Consider the following 17,767-nt stretch of genomic DNA (forward strand, 5'->3'; position numbering starts at 1 on the left):
GGAGGTGAGCCATGCATAGTTACGATGAACCGGTATATTTAATAAGTGTTGTTAGTAAAATGTTAAATATCCATCCTCAAACACTTAGACAGTATGAAAGAGAAGGTCTTATAAAACCTAGCAGGACTGAAGGTAAAATGAGGCTATATTCTCAAAGAGATATTGACAGGTTAAAATTAATACTATCACTGGTAAGAGATTTAGGAGTTAATTTAGCAGGTGTTGAAATTATTTTACAGTTAAAAGAAGAAATTGAAAAATTACAAGAAGAAATTGATCTGTTAAAAAAAGCTCAGGGTCATATTCCTAGAAATAGAAGTGTGGTAATTAAAAAAGACACATATCAGCTTATTTTAGTACCTAATAAGGATTAAAAAAGATTAAAAGGAAGAGTTATAGCCCTTTTAAATAATTCAAAAGGATTAGGTATTATGGCTTTTCCAATGTCTTTTTGAATTTTTGGATTGTCCAAATTACCTTTAATGATGATGTTAACATTTATATTTCCGTCTTTTCCCAGAAAAAGATAACTTAACCCTTTTCCTATAATGGGTATCTTTTTAATTTTTAACTTTAAAACAGCAGTTGTTTTTAAATTAATATAATTTTTGTTAAAGTCAATATATCCTTTTGAAAAAAAGTCGATATTTTGTCCGATGATTTGTGATTTTTTTATATATAATATTTTTTTATACAATAAATACTGAATGTTCCCTTTTTTTATTTTATATCCTTTTGCTGAAAAACCCGGACTTGATAATGATAAAAAAGAAGGTATTGTATTTAAAAAAGCGATAGTGTTATTTAATGCCTTTAATTCGCTCACTGTGGCACTGTTTATATATACATTTCCAATATAATAATCTTCAGGAGATTTAACTAATGTAAAATCTAAATTTATTTCTTTGAAAAAATTAAATTTGGGTAAAAAAGCGTCAAATTCTTCTTTTGAAAAATGTTTTCCTTCCAATAGAAAATAATTTTGTTTTGTATATCCTTTTATTTTAGAGTTTTTATAAATTGACTCTAGCGAAACGGAATTGTTAGTATCTCTAATTTCTGCCTTTTGAGAAAGAAATTTATGTGTTTTATACAGAATATTTGAATTTTGCAGATTTATGATTATATTTTGATTTTTTGTAGTTTTTTGATTTAAATTTTTATAATAAAATTTTTCTAACGGAAATAAATCTATATCAATATTTTTTAAACTCAAAAACGAATGATTGTTATCCATAAAAAACTGTATATAATTATTATACAAAATTATTTTATTTTTATTTAATTCAATATTAAGCATAATTTTGTTTATATTTAAATTTGAAAGTTTTTTTATAGGTTTGTTGTTGTGTTTGTAAAATATAGGTAAAACAGGTTTTATATAACTCAATGCTTTTATGTTTTTTGCAAAAGATATATATAAAATTCCGTTTTTTACAATATCTTTTAACGGGCTATATGGCAGGATCGGTTTTAAATTATTTATAATTATATTTTGTTTATCTAAATTAATATAAGTGTGTGAATTTTTTAAATACAGTTCAAGTGTATTTAAATCCATTTTGACCGATTCTTTGAAATTTTTAACATCTAAAATGGGATATACTACAAAATTTTCAATAATTCCATTTAAAGTTAAAATTAAAGGTTTATAATTCACTTTACCCTTTCCTGTGAAAAGTAAATTTATTCCTTTTGCTATTTCCAGATATGATTTAAAGATGTTAAAAGAGGTAAAGGTTGGAGTTACAGTAATATTTGCCTCTTTTGCCTGAAGGGGTAGTGTATCTAATTTTAACACAGGATTTTTTGAATATATCTTTATGTTAAATGATATATTTTTGTCAAAATTTATAATTCCTGTAACATTGTTTTCTCCGCTTATCTGTGTAAGCGGAATAGATATATTTAATTCTTTTTGTAAGATATTATTTATTTTTTCATTGAAATATTCTTTTGAATTAAAGGTTGCCTGTTTTTTTATAAAATCTATTTTTAAATTATTGATTGCTGCGTTATTAAAATTTATTTTTTCTGATGTATAAATTTTGTGGGAAATATCAAATTTGTTATTTACGATTTTAAAATTAAATCCATCAAATATTCCTGAAATTATTTTATTTAAAATTTCATTTTTATCACCTTCAATTTTTGAAGAATTCGCTTTTATTCTTTGTGATAACAATTTAGTGGAGTTTATAGAGTAAGAAATATTATTTGTTTTTTTAATTATATAAGTTTTATCAAGTAAAAAACTGAAATCTTTATTTTTTATAACGGTATTTTTTATATTTATTAAAGCCTCTTCTTTGTTTGGAACAAAAATGTTTATATTATTTAACATTATTGAATATTTTTTATAATGAGAATTTACATTGTCAATGTTAATGGATGTATAAAAATTTTTTAAATTTGAATTTATTTTTATATTTCGGGCCAGAATATTTTTGAGTTTTTTAAATTCTTTTATTTTTGTATTATTTATTAATATATTTACCTTGCTGTTGTTTTGGGCAATTACAATGTTTTGAGCATTTATCGGAATATTATTATATACCAGATTTAAATTTTTTATATTTGTTGTTGATTGAATATTGTTTGTGTTTATATTAATTTTTATTTTTGAATATAAATCATATAATTTAACCGGATAGGAATTGAAATTAATTGACAATTTAGGGGAACTGATATTTAAAATCAATTTATTGGATAAAGGATATAACTTTCCGCTAAAAGTTATTGAAAAATTTTGATAATAAAAATTTCCATTTATTTTTGAATAAATTATTTTATTTTTTAAATTAAGATTTATGTTGTTTAATTTAATGTTTTTGTATTTGAAAGTAGAAATAACCAAACTAATATCTGGAAAAAATTTTTTTATATACGCTTTTAAATTGATATCATTATCATTTATAGTTAAAAAGGGATTGTTATACTTAATGTACAGATTAGGCGCAATTATGGTAAATTTTTTTATATAATTCAAAAGTTTTAAATATGTAAATATTTTATTTATTTTAATTTTTTCACTGTTTTGTTTAAAAGAGGAAATATAAACATTCCCGCTTATTTTATTTTGTTCAATTTTTATAAATATTTTTTTAACATGTATATTTTTGATATTAATATTATATAATGTTATACCCTTAAATAAGGAAAAAAAGATTATGGATAAAAAAAATAAAATTGTTCCTATAATAGCTGCAATAGAAGTTTTAATTGTATTCATTATATTTATCCTTTTTTATTTAACGCTTCCTGTAATTTCAAATAGAGTAATTTTTGTTCCAAAAGGAAGTGTTAATCATACCATTAATTATTTAGAAAAAAATAATTTTAATGTTGGAATTATTGATAAAATTATACTTTACTTTACAGGAAAACCCCAAGCCGGTTGGATAGATTTAAAAAAAACTAAAATGAGTAAATTTGATTTTTTGTATAAATTAACAACTTCAAAAGCTGCTATCTCCAAAGTTATTATAATTCCGGGAGAAACAAATTATTTTATATTTAAACAGATAGAAAAAAAACTTTATTTAAAAAATTTTTATTGTAATGTTGATGAAGGTTTTTTAAAACCGGATACATATTTTTTACCTATAGGAATGAAAAGAGAAAGAGTCTGTAAATATCTGTATACCAAATCGTTAAATTATCATAAGCAGATTGTAGATAAGATTTTCGGTAAATTTGATTATCAAAAATATAAAAAATATATAATAATAGCTTCAATTCTTCAAAAAGAAGCGGCAAATGTAAATGAAATGAAATATATTTCTGCAGTTATTTATAATAGATTAAAAAAACATATGAAACTACAGATGGACGGTGCACTAAATTATGGGAAATATTCACACACTAAAATTACTCCCGAAATGATTAAAAATGACAAATCTCCATTTAATACTTATAAATATTACGGACTTCCAAAAGAAGCAGTCTGTATTCCTTCGACAGAGGCAATAATTGCTGCTATTTTTCCGGCAAAAGTAGATTATTTATATTTTGTAAAATGCGGTAATCATCATCTTTTTGCTAAAAATTATAAGGCACATTTAAGGAATATGAGAAAATGCAGAAATAAATGAAAAATGGATAATGTAAAATGGAAAATTTAATAAAAAATAAAAAAATCCATTCTCCATTTTCAATTTTACATAGTTTCTTTGTTACTTAATGTTACAATATTTTATTTCATTGAAGTGAAAGTTGTTACTTTTCGTATAATCTTGGTTAAAATTTAAATAAAAAAAGGAGACACTATGTCACAAAAGCCTACAATTGTGTGGACAAAAATAGATGAAGCGCCTTATTTGGCTACATTTAGTTTATTACCGATAATGCAAGCATTTACAAAAGATACAGGAATCAACTGGGAACTAAGAGATATTTCACTTGCCGGAAGAGTAATCGCTGAATTTTCGGATATGTTACCAGAAGAGCTAAGACAATTTGATGAATTATCATATCTTGGTGAACTTGTAAACAAACCTGAAGCAAATGTAATTAAACTTCCTAATATTTCGGCTTCAGTTCCTCAACTTGTTGCAACTATTAAAGAACTTCAATCTCAAGGATATCCACTGCCAGATTTTCCAGAGGAGCCTCAAAACGCAGAAGAGGAAAAAATTAAATTAAAATATCTAAAATGTGTGGGAAGTAATGTAAACCCAGTTTTAAGACAGGGAAATTCAGACAGGAGACTAGCAGAACCTGTTAAAAACTATGCAAAAATGCATCCGCATCCAATGAAACCGGTAAGTCCTGATTGTAAAAGTTATGTAGCTCATATGAATAAAAAAGATTTTTATCAAAACGAACAAAGTTTTACATCAGATAAAGATCAAAATATTTTAATAGCATTTGAAGATGAAAACGGAAACAGAAAAGAGTTAAAAGAAGTACCTGTAGAAAAAGGTGAAGTATTTTCGGCATCAAGTTTAAATGTAAATGAACTTTATAAATTTTTTGAAAAAACTATTGAAGAAGCTAAACAACAAAATATTTTGTTCTCTTTACACGTTAAGGGAACAATGATGAAAGTAAGTGATCCTACATTTTTTGATTATGCAATTAGGGCATACTATAAAAAATTATTTGATAAATTTGGAAAAGAACTTGAAGAAATCGGATTTAATCCAAGAAACGGATTAGCTGATTTATACAGTAAATTAAATAAACTTCCAGAAGATAAACAAAAAGCAATTCTTGATTCAATTGATGAAATTTATAAAGAGCAGCCTAGACTTTATATGGTGGACAGTGATAAAGGAATTACAAACTTACACAGACCAAATGATGTAATTATTGACGCTTCAATTCCGTCTGTAATTAAAAACGGTCTTAAAGGTTGGGGACCAAGCGGAGAGACTGAAGATTTAGTAATGTCAATTCCTGATAGAACTTATGCAACTATGTATAAAGAAGTTGTTGAAGATGTTAAAAAACATGGTCAGTTTGACCCTACAAAAGTAGGAACTGTCCAAAATGTAGGTCTTATGGCTAAAAAAGCGGAAGAATATGGAAGCCATGATAAAACATTTTTTGCACCAAGCAATGGTAAATTCTTAATTTTGGATGAAGAAGGAAATACTCTTTTAACTTTTGATGTTGAAAAAGGAGATGTGTTTAGAGGATATTCTGCAAAAGATGATGTTATTAAAGATTGGATTAAACTTGCAGTAAACAGAGCAAAAGATAGCGGATATCCGATAGTATTCTGGCTTGATAGCAATAGAGCTCATGATGTTCAAATTATTAAAAAAGTTTTAGAAGAACTTCCAAAATATGACTTAAGCAATGTTGAATATTACATTATGGCTCCTGAAAAAGCTATGAGATATACTTTAAGAAGATTTAGAGCAGGACTTGGAACAATCAGTGTTACAGGAAATATTTTAAGAGACTATCTAACAGACTTATTCCCAATTATTGAAGTTGGAACAAGTGCTAGAACACTTTCAATTGTTCCTTTACTTGCAGGTGGGGGACTTTTTGAAACAGGTGCCGGTGGAAGTGCTCCAAAACATGTGGAACAATTTATTAAAGAAGGTCATTTAAGATGGGATAGTTTAGGGGAATTCCTGGCAACTGTTGAATCACTTAAACTTGCCAGAAAACAGGGTGCAAATGAAAAAACAGAAATTATTGCAGAATCTCTAAATAGGGCTGTTAGTAAATATCTTGAAAATGACAAAACTCCAAAAAGAAAAGTAGGTCAGCTTGATAACAGGGGAAGTCATTATTATTTAGCAAGATATTGGGCGGAAGAACTTGCAAATTGCGGAGATGCTGAACTTGAAGCTAAATTTAAACCGGTTGCAGAAGAACTTGCTAAAAACGAAGAAAAAATCTTAAATGAAATTGCTGAGGTTGAAGGAAAACCGGCTGATATTAAAGGATATTATCATCCAGATGAAAGTTTAGTTGAAAAATATATGAGACCAAGCGCTACATTTAATAAAATTATAGATGCCCTAAGAGGGTAATCCCTCTTATTTTTTTTAAAGGAATGTGATGACTAATAAAGTCTCAATTATTGGTGCCGGAAATGTTGGTAGTATTGTAGGCTATTCTCTTGCAATGCAAGGGCTTGCTCACGAAATAATCTTAGTAGATAGAGATACAGACAGAGCCAAAGGAAAAGCGCTTGATATGAGTCATGCCGCAAGTGCTGTGAGAAGCCATTCCATTGTAAGAGCGGCTGAAAGTTATGAGGATGTAAGAGGCAGTAAAGTAATAATAATTACTGCCGGATTTCCAAGAAAACCTGGAATGACCAGAGAAGATTTACTTTTAAAAAATGCAGAAATAATGAAAGATGTGGTTGATAATTTAAAAAGTGTTGCTCCTGATGCCGTTATAATAGTTGTTTCTAATCCACTCGATGCTATGACTTATGCAGCCCTTAAAATAGGAGGGTTTCCAAGAAATCAGGTTTTAGGAATGGCAGGAATACTTGACAGTGCAAGAATGGCTTATTTTATTTATGAAAAACTTGGTTACGGTGCAGGGCAGATTAGGGCGAGTGTTATTGGAGGGCATGGGGATTTTATGGTTCCTCTTCCAAAATATTCAACTGTTGCGGGAGTACCTCTAAGTGATTTGTTGTCACAAAAAGAAATAGAAGAAGTAGTTGAAAGAACTAAACATGCCGGCGCTGAAATTGTAGGTTATCTTAAAACCGGAAGTGCCTATTTTGCCCCTGGAAAATCTACTGCTATAATGGTAGAAGCAATTTTAAAAGATTCAAAACAAATTTTCCCTTGTGCAGTTTTACTTGATGGTGAATATGGTGTAAAAAATGTTGTAAATGGCGTTCCTGTTATGCTTGGAAGTAATGGAGCGGAAAAAGTAATAGAAGTTACACTTGATCCGTGCGAAAGAGAGTTGTTCAGACGCTCAACCGATGCAGTAAAAGAAATGATTGATGTTTTAGAAAAAGACTTTTTTAAGGAGAAATAATGAGAGTCGTAAAATTTGATGATATTGTAAAATCAGTGAGGGATACAATTATTTATTCAACTACACATTTAGCACCTGATATGCTTGAGGCACTTAAAAAAGCATATGAAGAGGAAAAAAGTGAAGTAAGCAGAGCGGTTCTTGCGCAGATTCTTGAAAATGCAGTAATTGCAGAGAAAGAATGGAAACCTCTTTGCCAGGATACCGGGCTTGCAATTTATTTTGTAAAGGTTGGTGAAGACGTAAAAGTTGAAGGTGGAACATTAAGAGAAGCCATTTATGAAGGAACAAGAAGAGGGTATGAAGAAGGGTATTTAAGAGCCAGTACGTGTGATTGTTTTACAAGAGCTAATTTAAAAGATAAAGTAGGATATAATCTGCCTCCAATTATTTATTTTGATATAGTACCGGGAGACAAAATTGACATAGAATTTGCAGCAAAAGGCGGTGGTAGTGAAAATGTAAGCCGTGCAACAGTTCTTGCACCGGCTGCCGGAAAAGAAGGTATTAAAGAATTTGTAAAAAAAGTGGTAAGTGATGCCGGTCCTAACCCTTGTCCTCCGTTAGTTGTTGGTGTAGGAATTGGAGGAAGTTTTGATATGTCCGCTGTTATGAGCAAACATGCACTATTTAGAAACATCGGAACTCCAAATCCGGATCCTGAACTTGATGCAATGGAAAAAGAATTAAAAGAAGAACTTAATAAGCTTGGAATTGGTGCGATGGGTATGGGTGGAACTGAAACAGTATTAGCTGTTCATATTGAAACATATGAAAACAGAATGTGTCATATTGCATCACTTCCTGTGGCGGTAAATATTCAATGCCACAGCTCAAGACATGCTCATATAACTATTTAAGGAGAAATTATGGCTGAATATAAATTAACAACCCCATTAACAGATGAAGATGTAGAAAAACTTAAAGCAGGCGATATTGTATATTTAAGCGGTGTAATGTATACAGCAAGAGATGCTGCTCATAAAAGAATAGTTGATTTAATTTTAAATGGTGAAGAACCTCCATTTGATTTGAAAGGTGCCGTAATTTATTATGTAGGGCCTACTCCTCCAAAACCCGGTGAGCCTATCGGTAGTGCCGGACCGACTACCAGTTACAGAATGGATCCTTATGCACCGATTTTAATCGAACACGGACTAAAGGGAATGATTGGTAAAGGAAAAAGAAATCAGGCCGTAAAAGAGTCTTGTAAAAAACATAAAGCTGTATATTTTGGTGCAACCGGAGGAGCTGCTGCACTTATTGCAAAAGCAATTAAAAAAGCAGAAATAATTGCTTATCCAGAGCTTGGACCTGAGGCTGTTAGAAGAATAGAAGTGGAAGATTTTCCGGTAGTTGTTATAAATGATGTTTATGGTAACGATTTATATGAAGAAGGTAGAAAACTTTGGGAACAAAAATAAATTTATTGAAAGGAGAATAAATGAATATTCACGAATATCAAGCAAAAGAGATATTTAGAAAATACGGCGTACCGACTCCAAGAGGGGGAGTCGCTTTTAGCGGGCCTGAAGCTAAAAAAGTGGCAGAAGAACTCGGTGGAAATTTATGGGTTGTAAAAGCTCAAATTCATGCAGGCGGTAGAGGAAAAGCTGGCGGTGTTAAACTTGCCAAAAGTCTTGATGAAGTTGAAAAACTTGCAGAAGAAATGATAGGGATGACTCTTGTAACTCACCAAACAGGGCCAGAAGGAAAAGTGGTAAAAAAAGTATATATTGAAGAGGGTGCCGATATCAAAGCAGAATATTACCTTGGAATGGTACTTGATAGGGCTCTTGAAATGCCTGTAATGATGGCTTCAACTGAAGGTGGAATGGAGATTGAAGAAGTAGCAGCTAAAACTCCTGAGAAGATTGTAAAAGTTGCAATAGATCCGACTATTGGATTTCAAGGATTTCATGCAAGAAAATTAGCTTTTGGTCTTGGACTTAGTAAAGATGAACAAAAAGAATTTATAAAATTTGCAAAAGCGCTTTATAATGTTTATATGGATAATGATGCGGAAATGATTGAAATTAACCCGCTTATTAAAACAGGGGAAGGTAAATTTTTAGCACTTGATGCAAAAATGGGATTTGATGATAACGCACTTTATAGACATCCTGATATTGCCCAAATGAGAGATTTGGACGAAGAAGAACCGACTGAAATCGAAGCTAAAAAATACGGTCTAAGTTATATTAAACTTGACGGAAACGTTGGATGTATGGTAAACGGTGCGGGTCTTGCAATGGCAACAATGGATATTATTAAGCATGAAGGCGGTGAGCCTGCAAACTTCTTGGATGTTGGTGGTGGAGCAAATCCTGACACTGTTGCAAAAGGGTTTGAAATTATTTTAAGCGATCCTAATGTAAAAAGTATATTTGTAAATATTTTCGGTGGAATAGTTAGATGTGACAGAATTGCAAACGGTATCCTTCAGGCTACTGAAAAAGTGGAAGTAAATGTACCGGTGATTGTAAGACTTGACGGAACCAATGCTACTGAAGCTGCCCAAATTCTTAAAAACGCAAATATAAAAAACATTATTCCTGCGACTGATTTAAAAGACGGTGCACAAAAAGCTGTTAAAGCTGCGAAAGGAGAGTTATAATGAGTATTTTAGTAAACAAAGATACAAAAGTAATAGTTCAAGGTTTTACTGGAAAAGAGGGGACATTCCATTCAGAACAATGTATGGCATATGGAACTCAGATAGTAGGTGGTGTGACTCCTAATAAAGGTGGAATGACTCATCTTGGAAAACCTGTTTTTAATACAGTTGAAGATGCCATAAAAGCAACAGGGGCAACTGTTAGTATGATTTTTGTACCTCCTGCATTTGTTGCAGACGCAGTTATGGAAGCTGCTGATGCAGGGATTGAACTTGCTGTAATCATTACAGAGGGTGCTCCTGTTAAAGATATGATGATGGCAAAACATTATGCAGTAAAAAAAGGCATGAAAACAATTGGACCAAACTGTCCTGGAATTATTACAGCTGAAGAGTGTAAAATAGGAATAATGCCGGGCAATATTTTCAAAAAAGGAAATGTTGGCCTTATTTCAAAATCAGGAACTCTAACTTACGAAGCAAGTAACCAGGTAGTAAAAGCCGGATATGGAATTACTACTGCTATTGGTATCGGTGGAGACCCGATTATCGGGCTAAGTTACAAAGAACTTTTACCAATGTTTGAAGCAGACCCGGAAACTGAAGCAATCGTTATGATTGGTGAAATCGGGGGAGATTTGGAAATTCAGGCAGCAAAACTTATTAAAGAAAAAATTACAAAACCTGTAATCGCATTTATTGCTGGACAAACTGCTCCTAAGGGTAAAAGAATGGGGCATGCCGGTGCAATTATCAGTGGAAGTAAAGGTACAGCGGCTGAAAAAATGGCGGCTTTAAGAGAAGCCGGAGCTTATGTAGTTGAATCTCCTGCAGATATCGGTGCTACTGTAGCTAAGGCTTTAAAAGAGAAAAAATAATTTTTCCCTTTTTTGGGATTTTTTTATTTTTTAATGAATAAGTATCTGACACTATTAAAATAAAAAAGAAAAAAATAAAAAATAAATTGGGATATGAATTTTATTTTTCTTTATTAATTTCTATTTTTTTTAAAAATTCAATTAATCCCTGCATTATATCCTTTGGAGTCGGAGGACATCCCGGGATATGGTAATCTACCGGTAAATCAACACCTTTTATGGCATATGTTTTTTCAAAAACTCCTAAATCTTTGGCACAATCGCCTAAAGTTATAACCCATTTTGGAGATGGCACCTGATTATATGCATCCCATACATGATGGTACATATTTGCTGTCATTACGCCGCTTACAAGTAAAATATCAGCATGTCTCGGGCTTGCTACAAAATGGATTCCTAGTCTCTCTAAGTCATAATATGGGTTGCTTAGTGCATTACATTCTGCTTCACACGCATTGCAGCTTCCACTGTCAACCATTCTAATTGCAAGGCTGCCGGCAAAAAGTTTTTTTACTTTATCTTTTAAGTTTTTTTTAATTTCTTCTAACTCTTTATCAATTTCAGGATTTTCTGTAACAATTCCGGTTTTAAATCTCTCTTTCCAAAATCTAAGCATTTCTTCTCCTTAAAGGTCATTTCCTGCATAACTTAAATCAAAACTTTTATTAATGAGTGGAAAATCTGCAATAATATCTTTATAAATTGCTGTGTGAAACGCTTGCCAGTTTATATGGCTCGGATCTCTTACATAAAATCTGTCAATTACACCGTCTTTTAATTTAATATACATAAATAGTTCACCTATACTGCTTTCAACAAATGAATGAAATTCACCGTCATTAAATTCTTTAAATTCGATTTTTTCATTTGAATCCGTTTTACAGTTTCTGATTATTTGAATAGAATTTTTAATTTCCGCAATTCTTAAAAGAAATCTATCGCTCACTTCACCTTTTTGTCTTACTTGAATTTCGAAACCTCTATTTTTATACCACTGATTATTTCTTGTATCTATCGCTACGCCGCTGCTTCTTGCAGCAACTCCAACAACCCCATATCTTTGGGCTTTTTCATGGCTTAATCCTCCTGTGGTATCAAATCTGTCCCAAAGTGAAGGAATGTCAATTATCCAGTTTTCAAAAAAGTTGATTTTTTCCTCTAAATAATTTATAAATTTAAAAATTTCACTGAAATCATATTTCATCTCTTCATTTATAGCCCCAAATCCAAATCTGTGTCCTGTGACTTTTGCTAAAGTTCTTCTTGCATCTTCACTGAGTCTGCTCATAAAAGCGAGAGCCGGAGCAAAACCGGCGTCATTTGGGATAAAACCGAGATCTGTTAAATGGTGAATAATTCTTTCCATTTCAAGTAAAATTGCACTTTTGTTTTTAAATGATTCATTTAATTCTATCCCAGCTGATTTGGCTAAAATATTGAAAAACGCTATCTGGTATGCAATAGACTCATTACCGCTGATTCTCTCAATTATTTTTTTAATTTCCAATGGTTTTTTGTTTTCACACATTTTTTCTATGCTTCTATATTTGTAAAAATGTCTGACTTCCAAATGCAGCATATCTTCGCCGGCCTGTGAAAACTGAAAATGGCCGGGTTCTATAATTCCAGCGTGAATTGGACCGACAGGTACATAAAAAACACCTTCCCCTTTTACCTCTTCATATTCGTAAGGTTCAAATTCGCCGAACTCAATATCTATTTTTTGAAAATTTTTTCTCATAGGGTAAATGTTTTTTGGAAATCTTTCGTGTTTAACCAAAGGTCTTGTATCCACACACCCTTCGAAATTTATCCCAAATTCATCCCTTATTTTTCTCTCCATCCATATTGCAGCAGGATATTTGTTTGTAAGTGTCGAGGTGACAGGATTGTTTTTATCAATTTTTGTTTTTTTGATTTCTATGTCAAATACATCAATTATCTCAAAATTATTTTCATTTTCTTGTGCGAATCTTGCTATAAGTCTCATTTTACAATCCCTCCGATATAATTAAATGATGCAGGAGTTAATAATATAATTAATGCCAAAGTAAACCAGAAAAGCATTATATATTCGCTTTTTTCAACACTCCCTTTTTTATCTTCCAAATATAAACCTTCCTGATAGATATTTACAAATTTATAAAAAATAACACTTAAAAATACCAGCATTAAAAGAATTGTAATTCCCATCAATTCAAAATATGCAGAATTTGTAGCTAAATCAATCATAGATTTAAAACCGAATATTTCACTGAAAAACATTGGACTTGGAGGAAGTGATATTACGCCTAAAAGAAGTGCTGAAATTAAAACTTTTCCCATTGTAGGTAAATTTAAAGAACCTTTAAATTTAAATTTGCTGTTTTGTTCAAGTATTGCACCGCTTAAAAACAGAGCCGGTTTGAATAATGCGTGAGCCGCAAAATGCAAAAGAGCTGCAAAATAACCGCCGCTTATCCAGAAAATTGCAATTAAGCTCATATGTTCAATTCCTGAAAGAGAAAAAAGTCTGATATAATCTTTGCTTCTATAGATTAGAAAACTTACAATAAAAAGCGTAAAAAAAGCATAAATATACACAAATCCTATTAAATGGGAATAATTTACAGCCATTGCTATTTTTGAAAACCTGAAAAATCCGAGAATTATTGCACTCTCTAAAATACCGCTAAAAAGAGCCCCCACAGGATAAATAGAATATCTTTCAATATCCGCTAGCCATAAATTCATGGGGAAAAATCCCATTTTAATAAACATTCCAACCGCTACTATCGCAAATCCCAATTCAAAAAGAAACGGTTTTAGTTTATTGGCATTTGCGTTTAAATAATAAAAGTTCATTGCCTCTTCACCCAAAACAGGTTTACCAGAAGCGTATATTAAAATAATTCCAAATAGAATCAAAGCAATTGCAATAGCTCCGACAATAAGATATTTCCATGCCTGTGTATGTGCTTCTTTTGTAGGAAGAATTTTAATCATATAAACAGTAGAAAGGGTTGCAAATTCAAGTCCTATCCAAAAAACACCCATGTTGTTTGCCAAAGTTGAAATAATTACCCCTAGCCAGAAAATTCCATAAAATCTGTAAAATTTTTTATAATGTTCCTCTTTTAAATTCATTCTTTTTTTAAGGCTTATTGCACCTATACTGATACCGATTGAAACAATTGATGATATTAATAAAACAAATGCGTTTAAATTGTCTACATAAAAAAGTGAATTAGTAAAATGATGTGTAAAAATATAAATTGCCGGAATAATAATTGTAAGAGCCACTAAACTCATTAAAATTCTGTTTATTTTAAAAAAGCTTAAAATAAAAATTGCTATTGGAGGTATAAAAATAAGTTCCATTTATTCTCCTTGATATCTGAAAAGTAGGTTTATGATAATAATTAACATTAATAAATCAACAAAAATACCAAGTTCTACAAGCATTGGCATTCCCTCGGTTGCTGAAATTCCAAGTAAAAACAGTGAATTTTCTATATTTAAAAAACCGATTATCTGAGCAGCTATGTTTTTATGTTCTATTGTTATAAGCATTGAAATAAATAAAGCCGCAATTGAAATAGCTATATAATTTTTGTGAATTTCAAAATTATTTATTATCGGTGTGATTAAATAATATGTAAAAACTAATATTATTGGAATAATAATGACTTGATAATAAATGGGAATTTTGGGAATTATTTTTCTGGGAATATCGAATTTTTGTGTTAAATATTTCATTATAACCGGTATTAACAAAGCTTTTATAATAATTGTCAAACTTCCTGAAATAAGCAGAGCTTTATCATTTATTTCAAGTCCAATAAGTAGTGCAATTAATCCCAAAAAAAGAGAATTTATCCCATACCAAAAATATAAGGCGTATAATCTTGTGGTAATTGCTTCAATTATCAAAAAGGCAATAAAGAATCCTATTAAAATATTTACCATTTTATGCTCCTAAAATATAATAAGTTGTAAGTGAAAGAAATCCGAATACAAATGATACAGCAAGTAAGTTTGGAACTTTAAAAAGTCTAAGCTTTGCTGTGTTTAGTTCCACTAAAGCAACTGCCAAACATATAAAAAGAAGTTTTATTATAAAAACTATAAATGCCAAACACCAGCATAAATTTTCTCCAAAAGGTAAAAATAAAGTTGCAAACAAAGTTGCAAAAATCGCAAATTTTAAACTTGAGGCAAGTTCAATTAAAGCAAGATTGGCGCCGCTCACATCCAAAACCATTGCTTCGTGAACCATTGTAAGTTCCAGGTGGGTTTCGGGGTTATCAACAGGAATACGACCGTTTTCCGCTATTAAAAGTATAAAAAAGCTTATAGCCGCTAAAATAAAACTTGCACTGTAAATTACTGGAAAATGTGTTGATAAAGATACTGCTGCTTTTGAAATGGAAATATTTCCGGCCATAAGTGAAATTGCAAAAATGGTTAATACCATTGCAGGTTCAACAAGTGCTGAAATAAATGCCTCCCTGCTTGAACCTATACCTCCAAAACTACTGGCACTGTCAAGTCCTAAAAGCATTAAAAAAAATGTTGATAAACTCATAAGCCCTGTAATTGTAAATGCGTCCATAAAAGAAACATAAAAACTTTTAGAGTAAATTGGTGGTAATAGGAACAATACTATTACAAGAGGTGAAATTACCAAAAAAGGTGATATTCTCGAGATAATGCTTGTTTCTTTTGAATAAATTACCTCTTTTTTGAATAATTTTGCAATATCAATATACGGTTGGAAAGGTGAAAGAGGTTTTTTAAATAATAAATACATTTTTATTGATTTAATAAGACCTGTTAAAAAAGGTGAAATTAAAGCTATAAAAATTATGGTTAAAAAATAATTGATAATCATTTTTTGTCTCCTAAAAGAAGGATTTTAGTGAAAATTGCTATTATAGTTATTTCAAGTACTATATTCCCCCAGCTTATTTCGTGATAAAACACCCTGTAAGAGAATAATACTAAAATAATGAGATTGAAAATAAGTGCCACATATTTTGTTTTTTCAAAGTGTGAAATTTTATATACATAATAACTTATAATATTTGCTAGTTTTACAGTGCCACTATATAAACTTTCTTCAAATAACGGTTTTACATGAACTTCGTAAAAAGAATAACTGAATTTGGTTTTATGCCCTGAAAGTGTTTCTGTGATTTTATGTTCTTTAGGTCTGTAAAGCCAAGTAAAGAATTTTCTAATAGGTCCTGCGAAACCTGTTGCAGAGTATTGGTTTGTAGCTCCGACTTCATATCCGCAGGCCCATGTGTGATAAACTCTTTCTTTTATATTCAGTGATTTATAAATAAAGTAAATAACCGATGTTACAACAATCAAGGCAATTACTAAAATAAGAGGAGAAATGCTTCCTCCATTTCCGTTTACACTTTTCATAATCCAGATATTAGGAAAAATTTTATCATAAATGTTTAAAATAGGTGTTGAAAGATTTATAAATTTAATAATAAACGGTACAAACAACATTAAAGAAATTATAACTACCGCCATTAAAATCTGTCCGATTTGCATTAATGTGTTTACCTCTTTTGCATGTTTTGCATTTTCACTTCTGTGAAGTCCTAAAAATGAAATACCGAATGCTTTTACAAAACATGCGATTGCAAGTCCGCCAGTTAAGGCGAGTGCAAAAATTGAAAACGGAAAAGCAAGTTTTAGGGCAATATTGTTTATTCCGCCTGAGCTTAACATACTTTGAAATATCATCCATTCACTTAAAAATCCGTTTGTAGGTGGCAGGGCTGAAATTGAAATGGCCGCAATTAAAAAACTGAATGCGGTTATTGGCATATTTTTGATGAGTCCTCCGTATTTTTCAATATTTTTTGTATGGGTTTCGTAAAGTACGCTTCCTGCACTCATAAATAAAAGGGATTTAAAACTCATATGGTTAAATGTGTGATAAATTGCCGCAATAAATGCAAAAGCACTGATAATCGGTAAATTCAGGGTGTTAAATATCATCCCAACACCTATACCTATTAATATAATACCTATATTTTCAACCGAATGGTTTGCAAGAAGCGCTTTTATATCGTGTTCACTGAGGGCATATAATACACCGATAAGAGCACTTAAAGCGCCTATTATTAAAATTATTATTCCCCATTCAATCGGCCAGTAGTTAAACATAAAAAGAAATTTTAAAAATGCAAAAATAGCAACTTTTAGCATTACTCCGCTCATTAATGCAGATACCGGAGACGGGGCTGCCGGGTGAGCATATGGAAGCCAGACGTGTAATGGAACGGCTCCCGCTTTACTTAAAAATCCAAGTGACATTAATAAAAATAATAATGTAGGATATTTAAAATTTTGGATATTTAATTTCAAATAATCAAAAGACATTGTTAAATTGTCCGGTGACACCAACAAGAAAAAGAAGAGAATAAATACAAAACCAAAATGTGTCATAAAAAAGTAAAATCTTGCCGCTTTTAAATTTTTAGGAGTCGGTTCGGTTAAAATAAGCTGCCATGAACTGAGGCTCATGAGTTCCCAAAAAAATAAAAATACAAGAATATTGTTACTGAGTACCACACCAAACATTGAAATAATGAAAGTAAAATAGTGTAATAAAAAATGAAATTTTCTTTCTATATGGTTTAGATATCCTGCCATATAAAATAGATTTGGAATTACACCTAGTAATATTAAAAAACCAAACAACATTGAAAAAGGGTTAAAATCAAACATTTACTTCCTTTAGAGTAAATTGAAATAGGAAAGTTTACGCGAAATTATAGCACTTATTCTTAAAAAA

15 protein-coding genes are annotated in these 17,767 nt (G+C 30.7%); 8 read left to right on the plus strand and 7 right to left on the minus strand.

What is annotated here, in order from left to right; translation table 11 throughout:
- The first annotated feature begins 11 nt into the window (after positions 1–11).
- Positions 12–374 carry a heat shock protein transcriptional repressor HspR gene (locus LNAT_RS03110; protein ID WP_096258460.1) on the plus strand — a complete coding sequence of 121 codons (363 nt, stop codon included), beginning with the start codon at positions 12–14 and terminating at the stop codon, positions 372–374.
- On the opposite strand, the gene LNAT_RS03115 is transcribed toward LNAT_RS03110, so the two are convergent.
- Positions 371–3,232 (minus strand): AsmA-like C-terminal domain-containing protein, encoded by a 2,862-nt coding sequence (locus LNAT_RS03115; protein ID WP_096258461.1) that lies wholly within the window; start codon positions 3,230–3,232, stop codon positions 371–373. The genes LNAT_RS03110 and LNAT_RS03115 overlap by 4 nt on opposite strands.
- On the opposite strand from LNAT_RS03115, the gene mltG reads away from it, so the two are divergent.
- The 7 genes from mltG (at position 3,171) to sucD (ending at position 10,965) form a co-directional block, all read left to right on the plus strand.
- Positions 3,171–4,094 carry an endolytic transglycosylase MltG gene (gene mltG / locus LNAT_RS03120; RefSeq protein WP_096258462.1) on the plus strand — a complete coding sequence of 308 codons (924 nt, stop codon included), beginning with the start codon at positions 3,171–3,173 and terminating at the stop codon, positions 4,092–4,094. The genes LNAT_RS03115 and mltG overlap by 62 nt on opposite strands.
- 174 nt (positions 4,095–4,268) lie before the next feature.
- Complete coding sequence (locus LNAT_RS03125) at positions 4,269–6,494, plus strand: NADP-dependent isocitrate dehydrogenase (RefSeq protein ID WP_096258463.1); 2,226 nt, start codon at positions 4,269–4,271, stop codon at positions 6,492–6,494.
- A 28-nt stretch (positions 6,495–6,522) separates the two neighbouring features.
- A complete protein-coding gene (gene mdh / locus LNAT_RS03130; protein ID WP_096258464.1) occupies positions 6,523–7,470 on the plus strand; it encodes a malate dehydrogenase in 948 nt (315 codons plus the stop codon).
- A complete protein-coding gene (locus tag LNAT_RS03135) occupies positions 7,470–8,330 on the plus strand; it encodes a fumarate hydratase (protein WP_096258465.1) in 861 nt (286 codons plus the stop codon). The genes mdh and LNAT_RS03135 overlap by 1 nt, the downstream gene beginning before the upstream one ends.
- A 9-nt stretch (positions 8,331–8,339) precedes the next feature.
- Positions 8,340–8,894 (plus strand): Fe-S-containing hydro-lyase, encoded by a 555-nt coding sequence (locus LNAT_RS03140; RefSeq protein ID WP_172413488.1) that lies wholly within the window; start codon positions 8,340–8,342, stop codon positions 8,892–8,894.
- Between the two features lie 20 nt (positions 8,895–8,914).
- The gene (sucC, locus tag LNAT_RS03145; RefSeq protein ID WP_096258467.1) at positions 8,915–10,087 is read left to right on the plus strand and encodes an ADP-forming succinate--CoA ligase subunit beta; all 1,173 of its coding nucleotides are present in this window, start codon (positions 8,915–8,917) and stop codon (positions 10,085–10,087) included.
- Positions 10,087–10,965 carry a succinate--CoA ligase subunit alpha gene (gene sucD / locus LNAT_RS03150; RefSeq protein WP_096258468.1) on the plus strand — a complete coding sequence of 293 codons (879 nt, stop codon included), beginning with the start codon at positions 10,087–10,089 and terminating at the stop codon, positions 10,963–10,965. Before sucC ends, sucD begins: the two co-directional genes overlap by 1 nt.
- A 100-nt stretch (positions 10,966–11,065) precedes the next feature.
- Here sucD and LNAT_RS03155 read toward each other — a convergent pair whose 3' ends face one another.
- Genes LNAT_RS03155 through LNAT_RS03180 form a run of 6 tightly spaced genes read right to left on the minus strand, consistent with a single transcriptional unit; the run spans position 11,066 to position 17,700 of the window.
- Positions 11,066–11,581: an NADH-quinone oxidoreductase subunit B family protein gene (locus tag LNAT_RS03155; RefSeq protein ID WP_096258469.1), complete on the minus strand. Its 516-nt coding sequence runs from the start codon at positions 11,579–11,581 to the stop codon at positions 11,066–11,068.
- Between the two features lie 9 nt (positions 11,582–11,590).
- The gene (locus LNAT_RS03160; protein ID WP_096258470.1) at positions 11,591–12,955 is read right to left on the minus strand and encodes a hydrogenase large subunit; all 1,365 of its coding nucleotides are present in this window, start codon (positions 12,953–12,955) and stop codon (positions 11,591–11,593) included.
- Positions 12,952–14,325 (minus strand): proton-conducting transporter transmembrane domain-containing protein, encoded by a 1,374-nt coding sequence (locus LNAT_RS03165; protein ID WP_096258471.1) that lies wholly within the window; start codon positions 14,323–14,325, stop codon positions 12,952–12,954. The genes LNAT_RS03160 and LNAT_RS03165 overlap by 4 nt, the downstream gene beginning before the upstream one ends.
- The gene (locus LNAT_RS03170) at positions 14,326–14,913 is read right to left on the minus strand and encodes a hydrogenase (RefSeq protein WP_096258472.1); all 588 of its coding nucleotides are present in this window, start codon (positions 14,911–14,913) and stop codon (positions 14,326–14,328) included. It lies immediately after the preceding gene.
- A 1-nt stretch (position 14,914) separates the two neighbouring features.
- Positions 14,915–15,838 carry a respiratory chain complex I subunit 1 family protein gene (locus LNAT_RS03175; RefSeq protein WP_238593970.1) on the minus strand — a complete coding sequence of 308 codons (924 nt, stop codon included), beginning with the start codon at positions 15,836–15,838 and terminating at the stop codon, positions 14,915–14,917.
- Positions 15,835–17,700 carry a proton-conducting transporter transmembrane domain-containing protein gene (locus LNAT_RS03180; RefSeq protein WP_096258473.1) on the minus strand — a complete coding sequence of 622 codons (1,866 nt, stop codon included), beginning with the start codon at positions 17,698–17,700 and terminating at the stop codon, positions 15,835–15,837. The genes LNAT_RS03175 and LNAT_RS03180 overlap by 4 nt, the downstream gene beginning before the upstream one ends.
- Positions 17,701–17,767: the final 67 nt, after the last annotated feature.

The sequence above is a fragment of the Lebetimonas natsushimae genome, assembly GCF_002335445.1.
In the GTDB taxonomy this organism is placed as follows: domain Bacteria; phylum Campylobacterota; class Campylobacteria; order Campylobacterales; family Nautiliaceae; genus Lebetimonas; species Lebetimonas natsushimae.